Genomic DNA, 17,568 nt, shown 5'->3' on the forward strand with positions numbered 1-17,568 from the left:
GTATAGTTAAATAAGCCCATACAGTTAAATGTGTATGGGCTGTATTAATTAAAAGCTAAATTGTGCTGCTAAGCGTACGCTCGCGCCTTCACCTATGGTTACATTATTTAAACCACCGCCTGCTAGGTAGTTTGTATCAAATAAGTTTTCAATATTTAGGCGTAAGTTAACGTCGGTATTGTTTAAGTTTATTTTATACGTTGCACCCACATCTACGCGGGTGTAGGCATCTTTAGTAACGGTATTGGCATTGTCGGCAAAGCGTTCGCCTTCGTAAAATGCACCTGCGTTTAATGCAATTACGTCGTTTAATTCATAACGCGTCCAAAGTGATGCAGACCATTTAGGGGCATCGGTAGGGCGCTTACCTTGCAATGTTGCGTCGCGTTCGTAGTTGGCATCTAAGTACATAGTTGATGCCATTACAAATAAGCGATCAGTTGCTGCACCTTGCGCCGCTAATTCAAAGCCTTTATGGCGCTGCTCGCCAGCTTGAGTAGTGATGCTGGTTATATTATCAACAGGGTTTACAAGATCTTCGCTCACTAAAGTGCCTGTTTTGCTAATATCAAATAATGCGCCACTGAGCATTAATCGATCGTCAAACAGCTGCCATTTAATACCAATTTCTTTTTGCTCAGAGGTAATCGCATCGAGCTTCATGCCATTATTAACATCGTTTGTATTTACTAGCGTTTCGTTTTGCGGCTCAAAACCTTCAGAGTAACTAGCGTAAATAGTGGCCGAGGCATTAGGGTGATATAGCACACCCACTTTAGGAACAAACGATTCATTATTACTATTTTCTTTACTTTGCTTGTCGTAACGACCGCCTAAAGATAACTGCCATTCTGGTGAGAACGAAATGAGATCTTGCATGTAAATACCGTAATAGTCATAAGCAGATGAGCTAACAGTGTCATCTGTTTTATAGCTTATAGCTGGGCGAAATGGTTCGTTTTGCCCGGCGCTAAAGTCAAATGATTCGGCATTAGTTTTTAATTGGCCATAATAATAATCAAGCGAATTTGCGCCAATTAAAAATTGGTGCTGAATACCAAAGGTTTCAAATTCACCAATAAAGTCAACAAAGGCGGTTTTAAACTGCCAATCATCAAAACGATCGTAAGGGCGTGACGCGTAGCTATCACCTTCGATAAAGTTACTTGGTTTACGAGGTGCTGACTCAAAGCGTTGACGCTCAAATGTTTGCTCGTTGTAACCAAGTTTTACTTGCCAGTTTTCGGTTAAAAACACTTCTAGGTCAACACCTAGGTTTTCTACCGTTATATCTGTAAACGCCCAAGACATATCGCGAATTGTTTTATCGTCGCCAATTACATTGGCATTACTATCAATCCAGGCACCCGTATCTAAACCGGCTTCGTCATCTGTGCGGTCGTAATGTACGCGTACTAAGGCGTTATCGCTAATATCGTAATCAACAATTAATGCACCTAAAAAGCGATCGCGTTCACGGTTTTCACCATTTTGGTATTCACGCCAATAATCAACATCTTGCTTTACTAAAATACCGCGAGCACGTAAATCTTCCGACTCAGTAAGTGCACCGCCCGCATCCAGCATAAAGCGAGTTGAACCATGTTGATCAACATCGGCACTGGCTTTAAATAATGTTTGTGACGTGGGTTTTTTAGTGACCATATTAACCAAGCCACCAGGACCCGATTGGCCATATAAAATACTTGATGGGCCTTTAATAACTTCAACTTGTTGTAATATTTCGATAGGTTGTTGGTAGTGCGACCAGTGCTGATGGCCGTCACGCAAGTAACCTGTAGATGAACTCAGTTCAAACCCACGTAAATTAAATACTTCACGGTTACGTTGCTTTGAACCTGGCGTTAAGCTGGCATCGTTAGTAAGTACTTCACCTAACGTAGTTGCGAGTTGTTCATTTACTATGGTGTCGGTAATAACGGTAACCGACTGTGCGGTATCAAGTAACGAAGCTGACGTTCTCATTGCGCCATTAGCATTGTCTACTTTATAGTCATTAAAATAACTTCCTTTTACTTCTATATGTTCTATATCTGTTGCGTTTGCATAAACACTCGCAGTAGTACTTGCTAGCAGTGCGATAAAAAGTGGGCTTAGTTTCATTAGTTGTTTCCGGGTTGATAGTATTAACGCTGAGTTAATCTTAATGAAAACCAGTATCATTTGCAATGCCTTTTAGTGTGTTTTTTTATAATGCTTAATGGTTGCCAATTAGGAATTCTGCTATTATTAGCAGCATATTGAGTGGGGCTTTTCCCCATGTTATTTTTTTGTATTGGGATTTACTGTGACCACAACTGCTTTTTCATCTTTGGCTTTACCTTCTGGGTTAGTTGATAACTTATCAACACTCGGCTACACCCACATGACACCTGTTCAGGCGCAAAGTTTACCGCCAGTACTGGCTGGAAAAGACATTATTGCTCAAGCAAAAACGGGGTCAGGTAAAACTGCGGCGTTTAGCTTAGGCGTATTGGCTAAATTAAACGTAAAACGTTTTCGCATTCAATCTTTAGTATTGTGCCCAACACGTGAGTTGGCAGAGCAAGTAGCTGTAGAAATGCGCAAATTAGCGCGTGGCATCCATAATATTAAAATACTTACTTTATGTGGTGGTGTATCAATTGGTCCACAAATTGGCTCACTTGAACATGGCGCACATATTATTGTTGGTACACCGGGGCGAGTTGACGATCATATTCGTAAAGGTACTTTGCGTTTAGATGATGTAGAAACGCTCGTATTAGATGAAGCCGACCAAATGCTAGATATGGGTTTTCAAGATACCTTAGATGCAATTATTGAGCGCATTCCGACTAACCGCCAAACATTACTATTTAGCGCTACGTTTCCACGTGCAATAGAAGCTGTTGCAAAGCGTGTGCTTAGCAATCCAGTAATGGTTAAGGTAGAAGAAGAGCAAGCTAAAAGCACTATTAAGCAATACTTCTATAAAATGGATAACAATAAACAACGTTACCCAACACTTAAATTATTGCTGCTTAAATTTACCCCGCAAAGCTGTGTCGTGTTTTGTAATACTAAAGTAGAAACACAGCAATTGTGTGATGATTTAGTTGATGAAGGCTTTAGTGCGGTATCTTTACATGGTGATTTAGAGCAGCGTGATCGTGAGCGTACGTTAATTCATTTTTCTAATAAAAGTGCATCAATACTAGTAGCAACCGATGTGGCCGCGCGTGGTTTAGACATTGACGATATGGATATGGTGATTAACTATCACTTAGCTCACGACACACAAACACATGTGCATCGTATTGGTCGTACCGGTCGAGCGGGTAAAAAGGGTATTGCATGCTCTATTTATGGTGAGGCAGAAGCATTTAAAATTGCACAAATTGGTGACCATTATGAGCGCGATGTGATCCCAGAGCCAATGCCATCGTTTAGCTTATTAGAAAAACCACCATACAAACCAGAAATGGTAACCTTAATGCTTGATTCTGGTAAAAAGCAAAAAGTACGCGCAGGTGATATTTTAGGTGCACTTACCGGTAAAGACGGTATTGCGGGGCGTCAAGTTGGTAAAATAAACGTACTCGACAACGTTGCGTTTGTTGCCGTAGAGCGTAATTCTTCAAAACCGGCACTGCGTAAATTAACCGAAGGCAATATTAAAGGCCGTAAAATACGCGCTCGTCGCCTTACGTGCTAATAGTGTATTGAATAACTAATTCAATAATTACTAATCTACTGAGCAGCTTGCCCTAAGCTGCTCATATTCACCCTTTAACTGTTTAAATTTTTCTGCATTACCAACTGCTTTATCAGGGTGACACTGTAACGCCAGTTGCCGCCAACGCTTTTGTACTTCTTTTAGCGTGCTTTGCTGAGATAGTTGCCACTTTATTAATAGCTGTTTATGAGTGTCTAGATCTATTATTTGTGCAGATTTACTGTGTTTGGTAAAACGCTGCCAAAACTGGGTTAAAAGAGTATCGATTTCGGCGCTAGAGGTTTCAAAGTTTTGCCAATCAAGGTAGTAGTCTCGTAGCGGATCGGTGTTTTTTATGAGAGTGTTACTGGCTGTGGTAATAAATTGTATTTGTAAACCACTAATAAGGAGTTGCTGCTTAGGCATAATTTGCTGCTGTAGCTGATAAAGCGCGTTCATAATTAAAAAGTTACGTTTGAATAAATCACGATCAGGGGCAACATCAAGCGTGTTAATCATTTTACGTTGTTGTAATTCTGCTGCTAAAGTATGTACCATCCATACTTTCTTTTGCAAAAGTAACTCAAAAATCTCATCTATCAGTGGGTTAAGCATTGTTTACAATCTAGTTATTAGTGTATCTTGGGTAAATTATCATAGTGGCTACAAAAGTTTCAAGGATGTAATTATGCAGGGTTGGTTACAACGCTTCTTTTTTGTTGGCTTTATGGCTGTATGCAGCATTTTTTCTACATTGAGTTTTTCTGTTACACCAGCCGACTTATTTGAACAATTTAAGTCTGCTGAAAGTTGGTCAGATAAACAAAGCTTTGCCTCTACACTGTTAGCTAAAAAAAACTTACCACACCAACAGCGCATTGCTATATATAGCGACTTAGCTGAACTTGCCTTTAATGCCAACGACCTTCCCCATGCCTTAGAGTATTATAAGTTATTAGAGAGTAGCATCACCTTTAATGAGTTGCCCGATCTGTATTTTAGAGCAATAAAAATGCAAGGTGTGGTGTTGTATTATCAAGGGTTTGTACAACAAGCTGTGGTTGATTATAGCCGGGCTTTAGGGTTAGCCATACGTTTAAAAGGCTCATTAAAACAAGCCAATTTATTAAGTAATATAGGCTTGGCTTATTTTGATATGTATAACATGGAATTAGCACTAGATTATTATCAGCAAGCAAAACTGATCTACGAAAAAGAGGGCAGTGCGCAAGACAAAGCCGATATTTTGCACAATATTGCCGGGATATATATTCGCCTTTCTCGTTACGAATCAGCACTTGAAATGTATCGTGAGGTATTAAAGGTATTTCAACAACTTGGTGATGAAGATGGTGTAGCTCAAGTCTATGGCAATATGGGAGTAGCCTATACTGAGTCAAAGCAATACCAGTTGGCACTGCATTATAATCAGCTGGCACTGCGTTACTATCAGAGCATAAATAATGCATTCCAACTCTCTACTAAGCACGCTAATTTAGCGAGTATTAATCTGCACTTAAATAAATTTGATGTGGCCTTATATCATGCAAAGGCGGCGCAGCAATTTGCACTTGATGCAGGGAATAAATCGTTATTAGCGGCAGCACTGCATGTGCTTGCCACTGCGCAGTTTGCTCAGGGCGATATTGAAAATGCAAAAACAACGTCAGAGCACTCAATTGCATTAGCAAAAGAATATAAAAATGGCATGCGCATTAAAGACGGCTTAGGTATTGAGGCTTTGATTTACTCAAGCTTAGGCGACTTTAAACAAGCGCTGCAATTGCATCAGCAGTATGTTGACTATCAACGTAGTATAAATACAGAAGAGGCTTCAAAGGCAGTTAGTATTTTTCAAACTCAATTTGAAGCAGATAAACTAAACCAAGAAATTAAACAGCTAAAACAACAACAACACTTACAACAACTGCAAATATCTAAACGTTCACAGTTAACTATTCTGCTTGGCATTGTAGCAATCCTTATTTTAATTACAGTAATAGCAATTTACCGTCGCAGAATAGAAAGTAATGCAAAATTACAACTAACAGAGCAAGTAGAGCAACGCACGTTAGAATTACAAAGTGTGGCGCAAGAGCTGCGCGAAGCAAACGATGTTAAAAGTCAGTTTTTAGCAAATATAAGCCATGAAATTCGCACCCCACTCACCGCTATTTTAAGCCAAACCGACGACTTAATTAATGGTTTGTATGATCCTGAGCAGTTACAAGATGAGCTCAAAGTTATTCAGCGTCAAAGCGAGCATTTAAAAAGTTTAATTAATGATGTGCTCGATTTAAGTAAAATAGAAGCAAACAGATTGGAGCTGTCTATTTCTTGTTTTGATATTGTACAAGTGCTGAATGACATACATGGGATGTTTAGCGTACAAGCAAAAGCCAAAAACTTATCCTTGGTATTTGACAACCAACTCGGTAATGAACTGTATACCAGGCTTGATTTAACCCGAGTAAAGCAAATATTAATAAACCTGTGTGCTAATGCAATTAAGTTTACTCACAGTGGCCAAGTTACGATTGTGGCCAATAATACCGAGCAAGGGCTAGTGCTTACGGTAAAAGATACCGGAATAGGTATGAATACAGCGCAGCTAAAGCTTATTTTTGAATGTTTTAGCCAAGCAGATAATAGTATTAGCCGTCGTTTTGGTGGTACTGGTTTGGGACTTAGTTTGTCACAACAACTAGCTGCCATGATGGGGGGATATATTAGTGTGCAAAGCGAATTTAAAAAAGGCAGTCAATTCTCATTCTTTGTACCGTGCGTACCAGTAGATAAAAGCGAATGTGCAGTTACAGCTAAAGACAATATAAATGGTGACTATAAAGCGCTAAGCGCTAAAGTGTTACTTGCAGAGGATCATGACGATAATCGCAGATTAATAAGCCGTTATTTACGCGCCATGGGGCTTGACGTTATTGCAGTTGAAAATGGCGAGCAGGCTGTAGAGCAATGTTTAAAAGAGTATCCTGATTTTGTGCTGTTGGACATTCAAATGCCTATTATGGATGGCATTACTGCTTTTGAGTTGCTCAGGCAGTGCGGTTATGAGCAGCCAATATTTGCCTTAACGGCCAATGCAATGAGCCATGAGATCGAGCAGTATTTAGCACTTGGTTTTACTGATTACTTAGCTAAACCAATTGATAAAGAGAAGTTTTATAGCACTATAGCTGAGCATCTCGCATCAATAAAAAATGAGCAAAACAGCACAAGCGTAAATATAGATATGAGTGACTTAGTGACTAGTTTCAAACAAAGCTTATCAATAGAAAGTGAGTTAATTAGCCAGCACTTTAATAGTGGCGACTTTGTTGCGTTACAAAAAGATAGCCATCGTATTTTAGGGGCAGCACAAATGTTTAAGTTGTGCGATATTGCAGACGCTGCAAAAGCGTTAGATGATGCGTGTAAAAGCCCAGAAGAAGTACAAAATATTGCAGTGTTAGTTGATAAACTACAAGCCTTATTTTTGCACTACAAAGAGCATGGTTAAAGCGGTACAGCGCTACTTTTTTGCAGGCAAATAAAAACGCCTAATAATTGATATTCAATTGTTAGGCGTTTTTTTATAAGCTTTAAAACTTATATGGAATTACTGGCGTTTCATCGAATCAAAAAACTCATCGTTGGTTTTGCTCATCGATAATTTATCAATTAAAAATTCCATTGCGTCAATTTCTGACATGTCATGAACAATTTTACGCAAAATCCACAGCTTTTGTAGCTCATCTGGTTTTGTGAGTAACTCTTCACGACGAGTGCCTGAACGGTTAAAGTCGATAGCTGGGAATACACGTCGTTCCGCAATTTTACGGTTAAGATGTAGTTCCATGTTACCAGTACCTTTAAACTCTTCGTAGATAACTTCATCCATTTTAGAGCCGGTATCAATAAGCGCAGTAGCAATAATTGTTAAGCTGCCGCCTTCTTCAACATTACGTGCAGCACCAAAAAAACGTTTCGGTTTATGGAGTGCGTTTGCATCAACACCACCGGTAAGTACTTTACCAGATGATGGAATAACGGTGTTGTAAGCACGGGCTAAACGTGTGATTGAGTCAAGTAAGATAACAACATCTTTTTTATGCTCTACTAAACGTTTTGCTTTTTCGATAACCATTTCGGCTACTTGTACGTGGCGAGAAGCAGGTTCATCAAATGTTGATGCAATTACTTCGCCTTTTACAAGACGCTGCATTTCGGTTACTTCTTCCGGACGCTCATCAATTAGTAATACCATTAATGTTGCATCTGGGTGATTGTGAGTAATCGATTGCGCAATATTTTGTAGTAGCATGGTTTTACCCGCTTTTGGCGGTGCTACTAATAAACCACGTTGACCGCGACCAATAGGAGAGGCTAAATCAAGTACTCGGGCTGTAATATCTTCTTTACTACCGTTACCGCGTTCCATACGAAAACGTTCGTTTGCATGCAGTGGTGTTAGGTTTTCAAAAAGAATTTTAGTGCGAGAGTTTTCAGGTTTATCAAAGTTAACTTCATTTACTTTAAGTAAAGCAAAGTAACGCTCACCGTCTTTAGGTGGACGAATAAGGCCTGAGATTGAATCGCCAGTACGCATACTAAAACGGCGAATCTGGCTAGGTGAAACATAAATGTCATCTGGGCCAGCTAAGTAAGAGGCTTCTGATGATCTTAAAAAGCCAAAACCATCTTGCAAAATCTCTAATACACCGCCACCGAAGATATTCTCTCCGCCTTTGGCATGTGATTTTAAAATAGCAAAAATGATATCTTGCTTTCTTAAGCGGGCTACGTTTTCGAGCCCCATGGACTCAGCTAAGTCTACAAGCTCTTTTATAGATTTGTCTTTTAGTTCGCGTAAATGCATATTGGTGGGTTCTTTATTACAGTTGTCATACTCAAAATCGCTTTGTTTGATCGTTGAGTGAGGTTTGTTGAATATAACTAAGGATTAGTTGGCTTTATAAACTAGCAGCTCATTGACACAGCGTCCAGTGTTTATACAAAAAAATAATAAAAAAAGGGCATTAAGCCCTTTTTTATTGTTTAAATTTAAAGATTGTTTTCTAAAAACTCGATTAATTGAGTTTTTGAAAGTGCGCCAACTTTAGTTGCAGCAACTTGGCCATCTTTAAAAAGAAGTAATGTAGGGATACCACGAATACCAAATTTAGGCGGTGTACCCGCATTTTGATCGATATTAAGTTTAGCTATGGTAACGCGACCATCAAATTCCTCAGCAACTTCACTAAGGATAGGGGCGATCATTTTACAAGGTCCGCACCACTCAGCCCAAAAGTCTACTAGTACAGGCTTGTCTGATTGTAATACGTCAGCTTCAAAGCTATCGTCAGTAATTTGGATTATTTTCTCGCTCATTGCGCTCTCCGGTTTAGTTAGGCGAAATATTTAGTGCGTATTTAAACACTCTTGTTTCTTATTGCAAGTTTAAACGTTATGCTTAAACGCTATGACTAAGACACATTTGACCGATAAAAAGTTTTCAGACTTTGCTATTGCACCGGAAGTGGTTGCCGGTTTAACCGAAAGTGGGTTTGAATATTGCACACCCATTCAAGCTAAATGCCTACCTTTTATTTGTGAGGGTCGCGATATCGCAGGCCAAGCACAAACAGGTACAGGCAAAACGTTGGCGTTTTTAACTGCCACGTGCCATCGGTTATTACAATCTAGCAAAGCCCCTAGTAAACATCCAAGAGCCCTGATCATGGCCCCTACAAGGGAGCTGGCGATTCAGATACACAAAGATGCAAAAATTTTAGCGCCGCACTGTAATCTTAACTTAGGTTTAGTATATGGTGGCGAAGATTACGAAAAACAACGTGCACAACTAGAAAAAGGCGTTGATATTTTAATTGGTACTACAGGTCGTTTAATTGATCTGTATAAGCAAGGCTGTTACACCCTTAATGAAATTGAGGTAGTCGTGCTTGACGAAGCAGATCGTATGTTTGATTTGGGCTTTATCAAAGATATTCGTTATATGTTCCACCGTATGCCAGATACATCAAAGCGTTTAAATTTATTATTCTCTGCAACGCTATCGTATCGTGTACAAGAACTTGCGTTTGAACATATGACCAATCCTGAGCACGTACAAATTGAACCAGACGTAAAAACCGGTAAACGCATTCAAGAAGAGCTATTTCATCCTTCACAAGAAGATAAAATTAAGCTGCTGCTGACGTTAATTGAAGAAGAGTGGCCTGAAAAAGCCATTATCTTTGCTAACACTAAGCATAGTTGTGAAACCGTATATGCCTGGTTAAAAGCCGATGGACATCGGGTTGGCATGCTTACCGGTGACGTAAATCAGAAAAAACGTCAATCAATTTTAGCTGAGTTTAGTAAAGGCGACTTAGACTTTTTAGTGGCAACAGATGTTGCAGCACGTGGTCTACATATTCCTGAAGTAAGCCATGTATTTAATTTTGATTTACCAGATGATTGCGAAGATTACGTACACCGTATTGGCCGTACAGCCCGTGCTGGCGCGTCTGGTCACGCTATTAGTTTTGCATGTGAACAATATGCTTATAACTTGCATGAAATTGAAGAGTATATAGATCACAGTATTCCTTTATCACATTACGATAAAACAGCATTGCTGGATGATTTAACTAAACCTACTATTCATAGAAAGCGTAACTTTTCTACAGGCCCACGTAATCGCAGTAACAACAGCGGACGTCGCCCAAATAATAGTTATCAAAAAGGACGGTCATAAACGACCGTTAGTTTAACTGTAATAGTAATTAGAGGTTTTTGAACGGTGGGGCAACTTAAACCGCAAAAAAATGTATATGCAGTTATTGATTTAGGTTCAAATAGCTTTCATATGCTTATTGCTAAATCAATAGCTGGCGGCCTGCAAACCATAGGTCGTGTTAAACGCAAAGTAAGGTTAGCTGCAGGGCTTGATATAGACAATGTATTAAGCTCAGAAGCAATGCATAGAGGATGGGAGTGCCTAGCGTTATTTGCTGAGCGCTTACAAGACATCCCTAAACAAAACATCACTATAGTTGCCACCGCCACATTACGTTTAGCTAGTAATGCTGATGTATTTAAAGCGCAAGCAGAAAAAATCCTCGGTCATAAAGTTAATGTCATTAGCGGCGAACTAGAAGCGCGCACTATATATAAAGGCGTTGCTCATACCTCATCTTGTACCGGTAGTCAGCTTGTTATCGATATTGGTGGTGCTAGCACTGAAGTGATTATTGGTAAGAACTTTGATGCATTACTTTACAAAAGCCTGAACATCGGGTGTGTTACCTACCTAGAGCGCTATTTTAAAGATTGCAAATTAAGCAATGCAAACTTTAACACCGCAATAAAAGCCGCACGTACTGTCATTGATGAAATTGCATCAGAGTATAAAGTTAAAGGCTGGCAAATAGCCTCAGGTGCTTCGGGTACAGTACAAGCAATTCAAGAAATCATGATAGCGCAAAACCTAGATGAGCTATTAACCCTTGAAAAACTCTACACTATCAAAAAGCAATCAATCGCTTATAAAACGATTGCCGCATTAGACCTACCAGGGCTAAGTGAAGATCGCCGTTTAGTATTTGTATCAGGGCTTGCCATTTTAATTGCATTATTTGAATCGCTCGAGATCGAAAAAATGGGATTAGCAGGTGGAGCACTGCGTGAGGGTGTTTTATACAGCATGCTACCAGAGCTGCATAATAGCGATATTCGTAAACGTACAATCGATGGCTTTATCGATCGTTACCATGTTGATCAAAAGCAAGCTAGCCGCGTCGCCAGTCTCGCATTAAACTTAGCATCAGAAGTAAATGAAAGCTGGCCAATAAAAGCACTTAATGGGTTGCCTTTATTAACGGCAGTTGCACAGCTTCATGAAATTGGTTTATTGATAGAGTATAAGCAGTATCACAAACACAGTGCTTATATTTTAAAAAATACTGAAATGCCAGGTTTTTCGCAGTCAGAGCATAAAGTCATTGTTGCGGTAGCTAAAGGGCATCGCTCTGATCTTCAAAAAGGCTATTTTGATTCTCTTGGTGCAAATAGTGTACTTGCGCAGTATTTAGTAAGACTAATACGTATAGCTGTCATTTTATGTATGCGTCGCCAAGATGATGTACTCCCTGAGTTTGCGATAACTGTTAAAGACGATGTCTTAAATCTGCAGTTTGAAAATGACTGGTTGAAAAACCATCCATTAATGGCAAGCGAGCTGCAACAAGAATCTAAGCAGCAAGCGAAACTTGGCTGGAAGCTCATAGTAAATTAACTAAACAGGCCCATAAGGGCCTTTTTAGTGTTTAAAATAACCATTTGGTTTAAATATCAAGCGAACAGCGTTTTATTTTAAGTTTTCTTTAAAAAACGCTTGCGTAAAACTGGCTGCGCCCTATAATGCGACCCCACTGAGACGGCAGACAGCAACGCTTAGCGAGGCAAGAGTCAATCAGTGAGTCGAGTAAAACTTAAATTTAGATTTTTATAAAGTTTACATTTAAGTGTTGACAAAAAAATAGGAAAGCGTAATATGCGCAGCCCTAGCGAGATAAAGTTTTACTTTATTGTCGCAACGTTCTTTAACAATATAAAGCAATCATCTGTGTGGGCACTCGTACAGATTGAGTTCTAACAGCCAATCTACTTACTCTTTATGGGTAATTAGCGAGGCAAACAAATTAGAGTCTCAATTGAAAACTGAGTGACCAACAGAAGTAACTTATTTATAAGTTGCTTCGGCACAGTCAATTCAATATCGAAAGATATTAAAATAAATTCAGAATTCATTGAGCTGTCGAAAGACATAAAACTTTTTAATTGAAGAGTTTGATCATGGCTCAGATTGAACGCTGGCGGCAGGCCTAACACATGCAAGTCGAGCGGTAACAGAAAGAAGCTTGCTTCTTTGCTGACGAGCGGCGGACGGGTGAGTAATGCTTGGGAACATGCCTTGAGGTGGGGGACAACAGTTGGAAACGACTGCTAATACCGCATAATGTCTACGGACCAAAGGGGGCTTCGGCTCTCGCCTTTAGATTGGCCCAAGTGGGATTAGCTAGTTGGTGAGGTAATGGCTCACCAAGGCGACGATCCCTAGCTGGTTTGAGAGGATGATCAGCCACACTGGGACTGAGACACGGCCCAGACTCCTACGGGAGGCAGCAGTGGGGAATATTGCACAATGGGCGCAAGCCTGATGCAGCCATGCCGCGTGTGTGAAGAAGGCCTTCGGGTTGTAAAGCACTTTCAGTCAGGAGGAAAGGTTAGTAGTTAATACCTGCTAGCTGTGACGTTACTGACAGAAGAAGCACCGGCTAACTCCGTGCCAGCAGCCGCGGTAATACGGAGGGTGCGAGCGTTAATCGGAATTACTGGGCGTAAAGCGTACGCAGGCGGTTTGTTAAGCGAGATGTGAAAGCCCCGGGCTCAACCTGGGAACTGCATTTCGAACTGGCAAACTAGAGTGTGATAGAGGGTGGTAGAATTTCAGGTGTAGCGGTGAAATGCGTAGAGATCTGAAGGAATACCGATGGCGAAGGCAGCCACCTGGGTCAACACTGACGCTCATGTACGAAAGCGTGGGGAGCAAACGGGATTAGATACCCCGGTAGTCCACGCCGTAAACGATGTCTACTAGAAGCTCGGAGCCTCGGTTCTGTTTTTCAAAGCTAACGCATTAAGTAGACCGCCTGGGGAGTACGGCCGCAAGGTTAAAACTCAAATGAATTGACGGGGGCCCGCACAAGCGGTGGAGCATGTGGTTTAATTCGATGCAACGCGAAGAACCTTACCTACACTTGACATACAGAGAACTTACCAGAGATGGTTTGGTGCCTTCGGGAACTCTGATACAGGTGCTGCATGGCTGTCGTCAGCTCGTGTTGTGAGATGTTGGGTTAAGTCCCGCAACGAGCGCAACCCCTATCCTTAGTTGCTAGCAGGTAATGCTGAGAACTCTAAGGAGACTGCCGGTGATAAACCGGAGGAAGGTGGGGACGACGTCAAGTCATCATGGCCCTTACGTGTAGGGCTACACACGTGCTACAATGGCGCATACAGAGTGCTGCGAACCTGCGAAGGTAAGCGAATCACTTAAAGTGCGTCGTAGTCCGGATTGGAGTCTGCAACTCGACTCCATGAAGTCGGAATCGCTAGTAATCGCGTATCAGAATGACGCGGTGAATACGTTCCCGGGCCTTGTACACACCGCCCGTCACACCATGGGAGTGGGTTGCTCCAGAAGTAGATAGTCTAACCCTCGGGAGGACGTTTACCACGGAGTGATTCATGACTGGGGTGAAGTCGTAACAAGGTAGCCCTAGGGGAACCTGGGGCTGGATCACCTCCTTATACGATTTAGAACTTATTTGTTCGTAGTGTCCACACAGATGATTGTTAATTAGTGCTTGTCCTTCGGGATAACTAATTAATATGCTCTTTAAAAATTTGGAAAAGCTGATAATAAAATTCTGATGAATAACATTGTTATTTATCAAGAGTTTTCAAAAGTAAAAAAAGAATGGTAGCAGTACCATTCAGTGCCATTTAATTAACTCTTTGAGTTGATTGATTGGTATCTACTTTAGTATTCAATATTGACTTCTGGCGAAGTTAAACTGTCACACAACAAAGACCCGTTTGGGTTGTATGGTTAAGTGACTAAGCGTACACGGTGGATGCCTTGGCAGTTGGAGGCGATGAAGGACGTATTAACTTGCGATAAGCCTAGTCAAGCTAGTAAAAAGCACTTGAGACTAGGATTTCCGAATGGGGAAACCCACCTGCTTGCAGGTATCGTTAACTGAATACATAGGTTAACGAGGCGAACGCGGAGAACTGAAACATCTAAGTACCCGTAGGAAAAGAAATCAACCGAGATTCCGAAAGTAGCGGCGAGCGAAATCGGAACAGCCCTTAAGCTTATTATGTGTTAATGGAAGGCTGCTGGAAAGCGCCACGATACAGGGTGATAGTCCCGTACATGAAAAGACATTTTAAGTGAAATCGAGTAGGTCGGAGCACGTGAAACTTTGACTGAATATAGGTGGACCATCATCTAAGGCTAAATACTCCCAACTGACCGATAGTGAACCAGTACCGTGAGGGAAAGGCGAAAAGAACCCCTGTGAGGGGAGTGAAATAGAACCTGAAACCGTGTACGTACAAGCAGTAGGAGCCCACTTGTTGGGTGACTGCGTACCTTTTGTATAATGGGTCAGCGACTTATATTTTGTAGCGAGGTTAACCGATTAGGGTAGCCGTAGGGAAACCGAGTCTTAACTGGGCGAATAGTTGCAAGGTATAGACCCGAAACCCGGTGATCTAGCCATGAGCAGGTTGAAGGTTGAGTAACATCAACTGGAGGACCGAACCCACTAACGTTGAAAAGTTAGGGGATGACTTGTGGTTAGGAGTGAAAGGCTAATCAAACCGGGAGATAGCTGGTTCTCCCCGAAATCTATTTAGGTAGAGCCTCGGACGAATACTTACGGGGGTAGAGCACTGTTAAGGCTAGGGGGTCATCCCGACTTACCAACCCTTTGCAAACTCCGAATACCGTAAAGTAATATCCGGGAGACACACGGCGGGTGCTAACGTCCGTCGTGAAGAGGGAAACAACCCAGACCGCCAGCTAAGGTCCCAAAGTCATAGTTAAGTGGGAAACGATGTGGAAAGGCCCAGACAGCCAGGAGGTTGGCTTAGAAGCAGCCATCCTTTAAAGAAAGCGTAATAGCTCACTGGTCGAGTCGGTCTGCGCGGAAGATGTAACGGGGCTAAACTATGCACCGAAGCTGCGGATTCAGAATTTATTCTGAGTGGTAGGGGAGCGTTCTGTAAGCCGTTGAAGGTGACCCGGGAGGGTTGCTGGAGGTATCAGAAGTGCGAATGCTGACATGAGTAACGATAATGGGAGTGAAAAACTCCCACGCCGGAAGACCAAGGGTTCCTATCCCATGTTAATCAGGGTAGGGTAAGTCGACCCCTAAGGCGAGGCCGAAAGGCGTAGTCGATGGGAAACAGATTAATATTTCTGTACTCGATATAATTGCGATGGGGGGACGGAGCAGGCTAAGCAAGCATGGCGTTGGTAGTCCATGTGAAAGTGAGTAGGGCGTTTGTTTAGGTAAATCCGGACGAACATTAAACCTGAGACACGAGACGAGTCACTAAGGTGATGAAGTTGCTGATGCCATACTTCCAGGAAAAGCCTCTAAGCTTCAGATTATATGGAATCGTACCCCAAACCGACACAGGTGGTCAGGTAGAGAATACTAAGGCGCTTGAGAGAACTCGGGTGAAGGAACTAGGCAAAATCGTACCGTAACTTCGGGAGAAGGTACGCTCCTATCTGTGATGAGACTTGCTCTCTAAGCGGACGGGAGCCGCAGTGACCAGGTGGCTGGGACTGTTTATTAAAAACACAGCACTGTGCAAAATCGCAAGATGACGTATACGGTGTGACACCTGCCCGGTGCCGGAAGGTTAATTGATGGGGTTATCCTTAGGGAGAAGCTCTTGATCGAAGCCCCGGTAAACGGCGGCCGTAACTATAACGGTCCTAAGGTAGCGAAATTCCTTGTCGGGTAAGTTCCGACCTGCACGAATGGTGTAACCATGGCCACGCTGTCTCCACCCGAGACTCAGTGAAATTGAAATCGCAGTGAAGATGCTGTGTACCCGCGGCTAGACGGAAAGACCCCGTGAACCTTTACTACAGCTTGGCACTGAACATTGAACCTACATGTGTAGGATAGGTGGGAGACTTTGAAGATGAGACGCTAGTTTTGTTGGAGTCAACCTTGAAATACCACCCTTGTAGTTTTGATGTTCTAACGTTGGCCCCTGAATCGGGGTTACGGACAGTGCCTGGTGGGTAGTTTGACTGGGGCGGTCTCCTCCTAAAGAGTAACGGAGGAGCACGAAGGTTGGCTAAGTACGGTCGGACATCGTACGGTTAGTGTAATGGTAGAAGCCAGCTTAACTGCGAGACAGACACGTCGAGCAGGTACGAAAGTAGGTCATAGTGATCCGGTGGTTCTGAATGGAAGGGCCATCGCTCAACGGATAAAAGGTACTCCGGGGATAACAGGCTGATACCGCCCAAGAGTTCATATCGACGGCGGTGTTTGGCACCTCGATGTCGGCTCATCACATCCTGGGGCTGAAGTCGGTCCCAAGGGTATGGCTGTTCGCCATTTAAAGTGGTACGCGAGCTGGGTTTAGAACGTCGTGAGACAGTTCGGTCCCTATCTGCCGTGGGCGTTTGAGAATTGAGAGGGGTTGCTCCTAGTACGAGAGGACCGGAGTGAACGAACCGCTGGTGTTCGGGTTGTCATGCCAATGGCATTGCCCGGTAGCTACGTTCGGAACTGATAAGCGCTGAAAGCATCTAAGCGCGAAGCAGGCCTCGAGATGATTTCTCACTAGAGCTATAAGCTCTCTGAAGGGCCGTTGGAGACTACAACGTTGATAGGCAAGATGTGGAAGTGCTGTGAGGCATTAAGCTAACTTGTACTAATTACCCGTGAGGCTTAACCATACAACGCCAAACGCGTTTTATGTGACAGTTCAAGCAAGAAGTTAATATTGCTAAAGTAGATATTTACGCAAAGACTTAAAAAATATTATCAGATATTTTCCAAATTCAGTTAATTTGTAGTGATACGAATTAACGCCCTAATTTGCTTGGTAACAATAGCGTTTTGGACCCACCTGACCCCATGCCGAACTCAGTAGTGAAACGAAACAGCGCCGATGATAGTGTAGCATTTGCTATGTGAAAGTAGGACATTGCCAGGCTCCAAATTGTAGAAAGCCCGACTAGAAATAGTCGGGCTTTTTTACGT

General features: G+C 42.1%; 8 protein-coding genes and 3 rRNA genes. 7 read left to right on the top strand and 4 right to left on the bottom strand.

Going from position 1 to position 17,568, the window contains the following annotated elements; genetic code table 11:
• Positions 1-48: 48 nt before the first annotated feature.
• Positions 49-2,124 (bottom strand): TonB-dependent siderophore receptor, encoded by a 2,076-nt coding sequence (locus tag RB215_RS00545; protein WP_011326835.1) that lies wholly within the window; start codon positions 2,122-2,124, stop codon positions 49-51.
• Positions 2,125-2,308: 184 nt separating this feature from the next.
• Between RB215_RS00545 and dbpA the strand changes: the two genes are divergently transcribed.
• Positions 2,309-3,697: an ATP-dependent RNA helicase DbpA gene (gene dbpA, locus RB215_RS00550; protein ID WP_011326836.1), complete on the top strand. Its 1,389-nt coding sequence runs from the start codon at positions 2,309-2,311 to the stop codon at positions 3,695-3,697.
• A 30-nt stretch (positions 3,698-3,727) separates the two neighbouring features.
• Here dbpA and RB215_RS00555 read toward each other — a convergent pair whose 3' ends face one another.
• Positions 3,728-4,312: a DNA-J related domain-containing protein gene (locus RB215_RS00555; RefSeq protein WP_208834487.1), complete on the bottom strand. Its 585-nt coding sequence runs from the start codon at positions 4,310-4,312 to the stop codon at positions 3,728-3,730.
• A 73-nt stretch (positions 4,313-4,385) separates the two neighbouring features.
• Here RB215_RS00555 and RB215_RS00560 point away from each other — a divergent pair, with 73 nt between their 5' ends.
• Positions 4,386-7,214 (top strand): tetratricopeptide repeat protein, encoded by a 2,829-nt coding sequence (locus tag RB215_RS00560; protein WP_309216670.1) that lies wholly within the window; start codon positions 4,386-4,388, stop codon positions 7,212-7,214.
• Between the two features lie 99 nt (positions 7,215-7,313).
• Here the strand turns inward: RB215_RS00560 and rho are convergent, their stop codons facing one another.
• Together rho and trxA are read right to left on the bottom strand one after the other, a co-directional pair.
• A complete protein-coding gene (gene rho, locus RB215_RS00565) occupies positions 7,314-8,573 on the bottom strand; it encodes a transcription termination factor Rho (protein ID WP_011326839.1) in 1,260 nt (419 codons plus the stop codon).
• Positions 8,574-8,758: 185 nt separating this feature from the next.
• On the bottom strand, positions 8,759-9,085 hold the full coding sequence (gene trxA, locus RB215_RS00570) for a thioredoxin TrxA (RefSeq protein WP_011326840.1): 327 nt from the start codon (positions 9,083-9,085) through the stop codon (positions 8,759-8,761).
• A 91-nt stretch (positions 9,086-9,176) separates the two neighbouring features.
• Between trxA and rhlB the strand changes: the two genes are divergently transcribed.
• From rhlB to rrf, 5 genes are all read left to right on the top strand, one after another.
• Positions 9,177-10,454, top strand: a complete 1,278-nt coding sequence (gene rhlB / locus RB215_RS00575) for an ATP-dependent RNA helicase RhlB (RefSeq protein ID WP_041454311.1) — start codon at positions 9,177-9,179, stop codon at positions 10,452-10,454.
• A gap of 45 nt (positions 10,455-10,499) precedes the next feature.
• Positions 10,500-11,993 carry a guanosine-5'-triphosphate,3'-diphosphate diphosphatase gene (gene gppA, locus RB215_RS00580; RefSeq protein WP_309216671.1) on the top strand — a complete coding sequence of 498 codons (1,494 nt, stop codon included), beginning with the start codon at positions 10,500-10,502 and terminating at the stop codon, positions 11,991-11,993.
• A 542-nt stretch (positions 11,994-12,535) separates the two neighbouring features.
• A 16S ribosomal RNA gene (locus tag RB215_RS00585) occupies positions 12,536-14,071 on the top strand.
• 299 nt (positions 14,072-14,370) lie between these two features.
• A 23S ribosomal RNA gene (locus tag RB215_RS00590) occupies positions 14,371-17,261 on the top strand.
• Positions 17,262-17,406: 145 nt separating this feature from the next.
• Positions 17,407-17,521, top strand: a 5S ribosomal RNA gene (gene rrf, locus RB215_RS00595).
• Together the 16S, 23S and 5S rRNA genes form the textbook arrangement of a ribosomal RNA operon.
• The last annotated feature ends 47 nt before the right edge of the window (positions 17,522-17,568 follow it).

Source organism: Pseudoalteromonas sp. HL-AS2, from assembly GCF_031198805.1.
GTDB lineage: Bacteria > Pseudomonadota > Gammaproteobacteria > Enterobacterales > Alteromonadaceae > Pseudoalteromonas > Pseudoalteromonas nigrifaciens.

Coding starts and splice junctions, on each gene's coding strand:
- RB215_RS00555 (WP_208834487.1), bottom strand. CDS start 4,312: ATGCTTAACCCACTGATAGATGAGATTTTTGAGTTACTTTTGCAAAAG.
- rho (WP_011326839.1), bottom strand. CDS start 8,573: ATGCATTTACGCGAACTAAAAGACAAATCTATAAAAGAGCTTGTAGAC.
- rhlB (WP_041454311.1), top strand. CDS start 9,177: ATGACTAAGACACATTTGACCGATAAAAAGTTTTCAGACTTTGCTATT.
- RB215_RS00560 (WP_309216670.1), top strand. CDS start 4,386: ATGCAGGGTTGGTTACAACGCTTCTTTTTTGTTGGCTTTATGGCTGTA.
- trxA (WP_011326840.1), bottom strand. CDS start 9,085: ATGAGCGAGAAAATAATCCAAATTACTGACGATAGCTTTGAAGCTGAC.
- RB215_RS00545 (WP_011326835.1), bottom strand. CDS start 2,124: ATGAAACTAAGCCCACTTTTTATCGCACTGCTAGCAAGTACTACTGCG.